Here is a 7,308-nt window from a genome sequence, read left to right as displayed (position 1 = left end):
TGCAAAAATTTCTGCACGTTTGGTACCGAACCAATCAAGTGAGAAGATCACGGAGAAATTATTGAACCACTTCAAAAGCATTGCACCTGAAGGTGTAACTGTGAATGCACATGAACACCATGGCGGTGAACCTTACATGACACCGGTTGACAGTAAAGCGTACAAAGCAGCCGCTGCAGCAATTAAAGATACATTTGGCAAAGATGCTATTCCTGTTCGTGGCGGCGGCAGTATTCCCATTTGTGCGTTGTTTGAAAAAGAACTCGGTATTAAGATCGTATTCATGGGTTTTGGTTTAGACAGCGACAACCTGCATAGCCCGAATGAGAAGTACGACATTTTTAATTTCTATAAAGGCATTGAAACCATTCCGTATTTCCATAAGCATTTTGCGGAAGCGTAAGTTGTTGTTCACAGATTACAAAAAAGGCGCAGATTTTTTTCTGCGCTTTTTTTATGCATTGTCGTCTTGTCGACGAAGGAGAGATTTCAACAATGTCTACATATAATTGAAATATGGACAGGATCATTTCTTTACGGGCATATGCACCAGCCTGTTTTTATCACGAATGACTTTTATTTTATCCGCATTATTAAAAAACCCTGGATTGGTTTCATTCACTCTTGCTTTTAACTCAGGATTCTTTTCAAGAAAACCAGCAATGGCAACTATCGAATCTTTTGCCGTACTATTAATGTCAATTGTTTTTTTGATCAGGATCTCATGTACATCATCATTAAAACTAACTTGATAAGCCGCAATATCAGGATGTGGGATTTCACGATTTAAGCTAATGACCTGGTAACCTGTAACAGGATTGTACACACAGATCCACTTGGGCGGATTGGCTTTGCCTTGTGCGGCAATACTGCGTTTAATAAGTTCAAAACTTCCGTCAGGATTTTTTGAAGTAGTGCCATCATCAAAAAAGAAACGAGTGCCCTCTTTATCACCCGGCTTTACAAAGCCTTTTATCTTCCAGTCGATCACGGGATTTTTGCTTGCTTCAATTTGTGAACGATAAGCATGCATCAACTTGCTGCTGTCGTTGATCGCTTGCGTCAGTTGCTCAATTTGTTTTCCATCTTTACTCGTCATCACAACGTACTGCAAACCTAAACTCAACAACACCAACAGGAAATAACCTGCAAAAGCTCCTTTTAATTTTAAGTTGAGTTTTTTGTAAGGTCCTTCAACATTGGTTTCACTCTCGGGAAGGAATTTGTAAATGATGTAAGCAGGAATTAATGGTAATAACAGAATAGCAGCTAGTGCAAGGTAAAAATTGTCAATCATGGTTGCTCTTTTAGGAGCAATAAGGTAAGCATGAAAAAAGAAGAATGCAATAGTGGGAATACTTGTAATGGTGATGTTTTTACAATTGTAAACCGTTCCGTCATATCGACGAAAGGAGACATTTCTGAATGTTCAGCGATGAATTACTTGTGATGTAAAATATTATTGTTAGTTGACCAAGCAACCGAGAACAGGGCATCTAAGATTACTTGTTTGCTTATTAAATAGAATTTCAATGTATTTTAGTAAGATTAAATATCAATTGATTTTATGAAGGAACACTTTAAGTATAAGTATGATGACTTGTTTAATCCGACGTTAACAGCACTTCACACTCTCGGCGGATCAGGTTCAATTGAAGAGATTGAAGAACAAGTAGCAATCATCCTCAATCTTACCGATGAACAAGTAAGTGAAATCCATCGAGGTAACACCAGCAAGCTTTCTTACAGGCTAGCGTGGGCAAGAAATTACTTAAAGCGGTATGGCCTCTTAGAAAACTCATCTAGAGGAGTGTGGGCCTTAACTGAAGATGGCATTAAGACCAAAACTGTAGATAAAGAAGTAGTTAAAAGAAAGGTTGTATCAGAGGACAAGATAGATAGATTAAATAAAGAAAAAGGATTCAAGCAAGAACTAACTGAGGACAATGAAGGTGATGATGAAATTAATAAGTTTAGTTGGCAAGAGGAGATCATAGAAGAATTACAATTAATTACAGCCACATCATTTGAAAGATTATGTCAGCGGCTTTTGCGTGAATTAGGGTTTCAAAATGTTGAAGTTACCGGCCAGTCAAATGATGGCGGAATAGACGGAAAAGGAATATTGAAAATTGGTAGTGTTTTATCGTTCCATGTAATTTTTCAAGCGAAGCGATATAAGGGAACTGTTTCTTCTTCTGTCGTTAGAGACTTTCGAGGGGCAATGGTAGGAAGGGCAGATAAGGGACTCATAATAACTACTGGATCATTTAGTCGTGAAGCAAAAAGAGAAGCACAAAGAGACGGAGCGCCTCCAATTGATTTAATTGACGGAAACGAACTTGCAGAAAAACTAAAGGAATTAAGGTTAGGTGTAGATGTGGAACTAATTGAAAAAGTAAATATTAAGAAAGATTGGTTTAAAGTACTTTAGAAAATTCGGATAAACAGCCGTCGACTCGGGCTAACACAGAATCGACGGCTGTATTATAACTTCTCTACAACACCTGCATCCCATCGTTCTTAAATACTTTTCCATCTTTCATCACAAATACAACTTTACCCATTACTTTAATATCGCTTAACGGATCGCCATCAACTGCAATGATATCGGCGATTTTTCCTTTTTCAATACTGCCAAGTTTATCCCACATGTTCATGAGCGTTGCAGCATTTTTGGTTGCACTTTGAATAGCTTCCATTGCAGGCATACCAGCTTCGGTCATATACACAAACTCCATCCAGTTCTTACCATGTGCAAACACACCGGCATCAGTACCAAAAGCGATCTTCACACCAGCTTTGTATGCTTTTGCAAATGTGTTTTGAATAAGCGGACCAACGGTGAGTGCTTTTGGTGTAACGATGTCGGTATAATAGCCGGGGATCTTCGCACTGTCGGCAGTTGACTTACCTGCTGTGATGGTTGGCACGAGCCATGTACCATATTGTTTTGCGAGTGCAATGCCTTCATCATCCATATAAGTGCCATGTTCAATACTTGTAACGCCACCTTTAATAGCACGTTTGATTCCTTCGGCACCATGTGCATGCGCCGCCACAATAAAACCATAATCTTTTGCTGCAGTAACAATCGCTTTCACTTCTTCCACTGTAAACTGCGGACTTGATCCATCTTTCGCCTGGCTCAACACACCACCTGTTGCAGTGATCTTGATCACATCGCTTCCATCTTTGTAACGCTGGCGAACAGCATGATAGGCTTCTTCCGGTCCGTTAATTACTCCTTCCGCAGGACCGGGATCACCCATCAGGTCTTTACGATAACCATTTGTAGGATCGGCATGACCACCTGTTGTGGCAATGGATTTGCCTGCAGAAAAAATGCGTGGGCCAACCACTACTCCACGATTAATAGAATTACGCAACGCAAGATTTACACCACTGCCTCCAAGATCACGCACGGTTGTAAAACCAGCCATGAGTGTAACACGTGCATACACTGTACTTTGAAAAGCAACATCGGGTGGGTTTTGTGTGAAGCGTTCCGCAAGAGCTCCTTTTTTTGTTTCACCTTCAAGGTGAACATGCATATCCATTAAGCCGGGCATCACAGTTTTGTTTTTCAGATCGATCACTTTGTCTGTTGATGTTGCTGTAGAAAATCCATTTACTACATCAACAATTGAACTGCCTTGAACAATGATGGTAACATTGTTGACCACTTTCCCGTCTTTTGTGTCGATGAGTTTTCCGCAATGGATCAATGTGCGTTGCGCAGTTGCCTGTAATGCAAACAGCATTAAGAGGAAGAAGAATATTTTTGTTCTCATGCAAGTTGGTTTGAGATTTAAGATAAGATTTTTTTAAACGTTTTGTTTGCCAATAAAAAAACGGGATGCAAGCATCCCGTTTCCATTAAATAACTATTTCGCCCCCGGAGGACATTTTTCTTTTAAATAAGCAGTGTACAGTTTCATTAAATGTTGGAAAGTACCTGCACCTTCGCTGATGCTGTGCGTGCGGTTGGGATAAGGCATGAATTGAAACAGTTTGCCATTTTTGATCAACTCATTCACCAAAACTTCTGCATTGCTGTAATGCACATTGTCATCACCAGTACCATGTATGTACAATAAATTTCCTTTCAGATTTTTTGCATAGGTAACGGGTGAGCCTTTGATGAAATCATCTTTGTTCTCCTGTGGTAAACCCATATAACGTTCCTGGTAAATATTATCATAAAACAATTGATTGGCTACGGCAGCAATAGCAATACCTGTCTGGAAAAGATCAGGATATTGAAACATCAAATGCAATGTAGTTGAACCGCCACCGCTCCAACCCCATGCAGCAACACGATTGGCGTCGAGATAAGGCCGATCAGCTAATAATTTTTTCATGCCCATTGCCTGGTCTCGAATGTTAATGCGACCAATTTGCTTATAAATGCTTTTTCTCCATTCAGCACCTTTCAATGTTGGAGTACCACGATTATTAAAGGAAACGTAGAAATAACCTTGTCCATTCATGTCGCCACTAAACAAAAAGTTGTTACCAGCATAAAATTCATCTTCTACAGTTGTTGTTGCAGGTTCGCTGTACACATACAATACAACAGGATATTTTTTTGATGGATCATAATTCTTTGGTTTGCTCATCCAGCCATCCATTGTTACACCATCTTCTGTAGTGATAGTAAAAAATTCGAGATTATCTCTATTCACCGGTTTGATCTTTAACAACAGATCATCACCAGCAATAGGTTTATGTGTTACAAGATTGATGAGTTGTGATGCCGGCGCAACTGTACGACTGGTAAAACCATGCACAGCATAACTTCCGTTAGGAGAACATTCATAACTATTGGTACCAGTATAACCTTCCGGTGTAACACGAACAGCTTTGCTCTTACCATCCATTTTTACTTTATAAAGGTAGCGCTGAATAGGATTGTCGGGAGACGCAATAAAATACACTTCGTTCTTTGCTTCATCCACTGCACTAATGGTTGCAATATCATAATTGCCCACGGTGAGTAAAGTTTCTTTGCCTTCACGGGTTACTTTGTAAATATGTCGCCAACCATCTTTTTCACTCACCCATAAAAATGATTTTCCTTTCTCCATAAACTCCCAGCCTCGTGGATCATCATCGTTCCAACGACTTTTAATATCGACCCATCCTTTATCTGTTTCTGTGTGAAAAAGTTTTGCTTCACCGGAAGAAGTATTGCAGAAATATAATTTGCTTTCGTTTTGTTTACGGTTGAGTTGCTGAACGATCAATTCGTTTGCTGCACTCCACTCCATACGTGGTAAATAGTTATTAGCAGGATCGCCTGGAATATTCATCCAAACAGTTTTTGCATTTTCAATATTCACCACGCCGATCTTTACAGGTGATGGAGCTTCACCAACTTTCGGATATTCAACCGGAATTACTTTCGAATAAATATCATCGGTTGTATTGAGCATACTATAATCTTTAACCTGGTTGGCATCTACCTGCCAGTAAGCGATACTCTTACTATCGGCGCTCCAGCGGAAACCATCCCTGCAACCAAACTCTTCTTCGTACACCCAATCGAATGTGCCGTTGATAAGTTTTTTGGTATTGTTGGTTGAAGTAAGCAAAGTAGCAACACCAGTTGCAACATCTTCAACATAAATATTGTTGGCATGTACATAAGCCGCTTTCTTTCCATCAGGCGAAAGTTTTGCATACAATAATGATTGTGCAGGTTTGTCTTTACCGATCTGTTGCAGTTTACCTGTTGCGGCATCGTACAACCAATAGTCGCCACGGGTATTGTAACGCCACACTCGGGCCGTATTGGTAAAGATGAGTACCTGTTTTTCATCGGCACTAATGCTGAAATCTTTAACAACGATCTTTGCAGTTTTTAAAGCATCGGCGGACACAATCACTTTCTGCTGACCGGTTTTAAAATTTGTACTGACGATTGCATTGTTATCATTTTCATATACACCATTATTATCCGGTGTCCATTTTACTTTATCGGCCTTAAACTGGGCCTGCGTTAAACATCCGAGAATCAAAAAACAAAATCCAAGAAAGAAATGCTTCATACGATTGATTTGAGTGTCCGAATATAATCAAAACACAAATTGTAACTTGCACTTGTTATGGAAGCGAAAGAAAAACTCCGCATCGATAAATATTTCTGGTCAATCAGGCTGTTTAAAACACGCAGCCAGGCAGCTGCTGCCTGCGATAGCGGCAAGGTGAAGCACAATGGCGATCCCTGCAAAGCATCAAAGACAGTAAATGTGGGTGATGAATATGAAGTGAAGACCGAAGCACGGCGCTGGCGCATTAAAGTTTCGGGCTTACTGCACAACCGTGTGCAATACAGCGAAGCGATAAAATATTATGTTGACATTACTCCTGTGGAAGAACTTGAACGAATTAAATCTGTTGCATCCTCTTTTCATACCGGCAAACGTTTAAGTAAAGTAGGCCGGCCTACAAAAAGAGAACGCAGAGATTTAGATGAGTTTATGGAAGATTGAGGTAGTCCTGAGCGCAGTCGAAGGACGGTTTAACAAAGTTCGAGCGGAGTCGAGAACGAGAATCGTACTTCTCTCTTCATACTTATCTTTGCCGCATGCACATTCACATTCTTTCTATTGTTCCTGAATTGCTCGATAGTCCATTGAATCATTCGATCATGAAAAGGGCGAAAGAAAAAGGGCTATTGACTGTTACAGTTCATCATCTGCGTAAATGGGCGGTGAATGAATACGGACAGGTTGATGACTATCAATATGGCGGCGGAGCAGGAATGGTGATGATGTGCGAACCATTGGAAAAAGCCATAAATGAACTTCAGCAGGAGAAAAAGTTTGATGAAATTATTTATCTCACGCCCGATGGTGTTACGTTGAAACAACAAACCGCCAATCGCCTCTCACTCAAAGAAAATTTATTACTCATCTGCGGACATTACAAAGGCATTGATGAACGCATCCGCCAGCATTATGTAACCATGGAAATTTCCATTGGCGATTATGTGTTGAGTGGCGGTGAATTAGCTGCTGCAGTTTTGGTTGATGCGATAGGCCGTATCATTCCAGGTGTGCTGAATGATGAAACATCTGCACTTACTGATTCGTTCCAGGATCAGCTATTAGCTCCACCAGTTTATACAAGACCCGCAGATTATAAGGGCTGGAAAATTCCCGACATTTTATTAAGTGGCGATCTTAAAAAAATTGAAGAATGGCGACATGAGCAGGCGCTGCAACGTACAAAGGAAAGAAGACCCGATTTGCTGAACGAGTAACTCTATGCTGACTTCAATCTATATCATAAAAAAGTTGC

The 7,308-nt window shown here is 40.2% G+C and carries 7 protein-coding genes; 4 read left to right on the top strand and 3 right to left on the bottom strand.

What is annotated here, in order from left to right:
• Positions 1-403, top strand: a 403-nt coding sequence (locus ACO1QW_RS17440; RefSeq protein WP_486260667.1) for a M20/M25/M40 family metallo-hydrolase, incomplete at its 5' end; no start/stop codon positions are given.
• 123 nt (positions 404-526) lie between these two features.
• Here ACO1QW_RS17440 and ACO1QW_RS17435 read toward each other — a convergent pair.
• Positions 527-1,297, bottom strand: a complete 771-nt coding sequence (locus ACO1QW_RS17435) for a hypothetical protein (RefSeq protein ID WP_486260666.1) — start codon at positions 1,295-1,297, stop codon at positions 527-529.
• Between the two features lie 270 nt (positions 1,298-1,567).
• Here ACO1QW_RS17435 and ACO1QW_RS17430 point away from each other — a divergent pair, with 270 nt between their 5' ends.
• Positions 1,568-2,434, top strand: a complete 867-nt coding sequence (locus tag ACO1QW_RS17430) for a restriction endonuclease (protein ID WP_486260665.1) — start codon at positions 1,568-1,570, stop codon at positions 2,432-2,434.
• 64 nt (positions 2,435-2,498) lie between these two features.
• Here ACO1QW_RS17430 and ACO1QW_RS17425 read toward each other — a convergent pair whose 3' ends face one another.
• Together ACO1QW_RS17425 and ACO1QW_RS17420 are read right to left on the bottom strand one after the other, a co-directional pair.
• Positions 2,499-3,794, bottom strand: coding sequence for a metal-dependent hydrolase family protein (locus tag ACO1QW_RS17425; RefSeq protein WP_486260664.1), 1,296 nt, complete (start codon positions 3,792-3,794; stop codon positions 2,499-2,501).
• Between the two features lie 93 nt (positions 3,795-3,887).
• Positions 3,888-6,053 carry a S9 family peptidase gene (locus tag ACO1QW_RS17420; protein WP_486260663.1) on the bottom strand — a complete coding sequence of 722 codons (2,166 nt, stop codon included), beginning with the start codon at positions 6,051-6,053 and terminating at the stop codon, positions 3,888-3,890.
• Positions 6,054-6,110: 57 nt separating this feature from the next.
• On the opposite strand from ACO1QW_RS17420, the gene ACO1QW_RS17415 reads away from it, so the two are divergent.
• Together ACO1QW_RS17415 and trmD are read left to right on the top strand one after the other, a co-directional pair.
• On the top strand, positions 6,111-6,497 hold the full coding sequence (locus ACO1QW_RS17415; protein WP_486260662.1) for an RNA-binding S4 domain-containing protein: 387 nt from the start codon (positions 6,111-6,113) through the stop codon (positions 6,495-6,497).
• Between the two features lie 95 nt (positions 6,498-6,592).
• Complete coding sequence (gene trmD, locus ACO1QW_RS17410) at positions 6,593-7,270, top strand: tRNA (guanosine(37)-N1)-methyltransferase TrmD (protein ID WP_486260661.1); 678 nt, start codon at positions 6,593-6,595, stop codon at positions 7,268-7,270.
• Positions 7,271-7,308: the final 38 nt, after the last annotated feature.

The organism is Lacibacter sp., assembly GCF_057361365.1.
The sequence above is the reverse complement of the archived record's forward strand: the minus strand, read 5'-3'. Positions and strand labels throughout refer to the sequence as shown.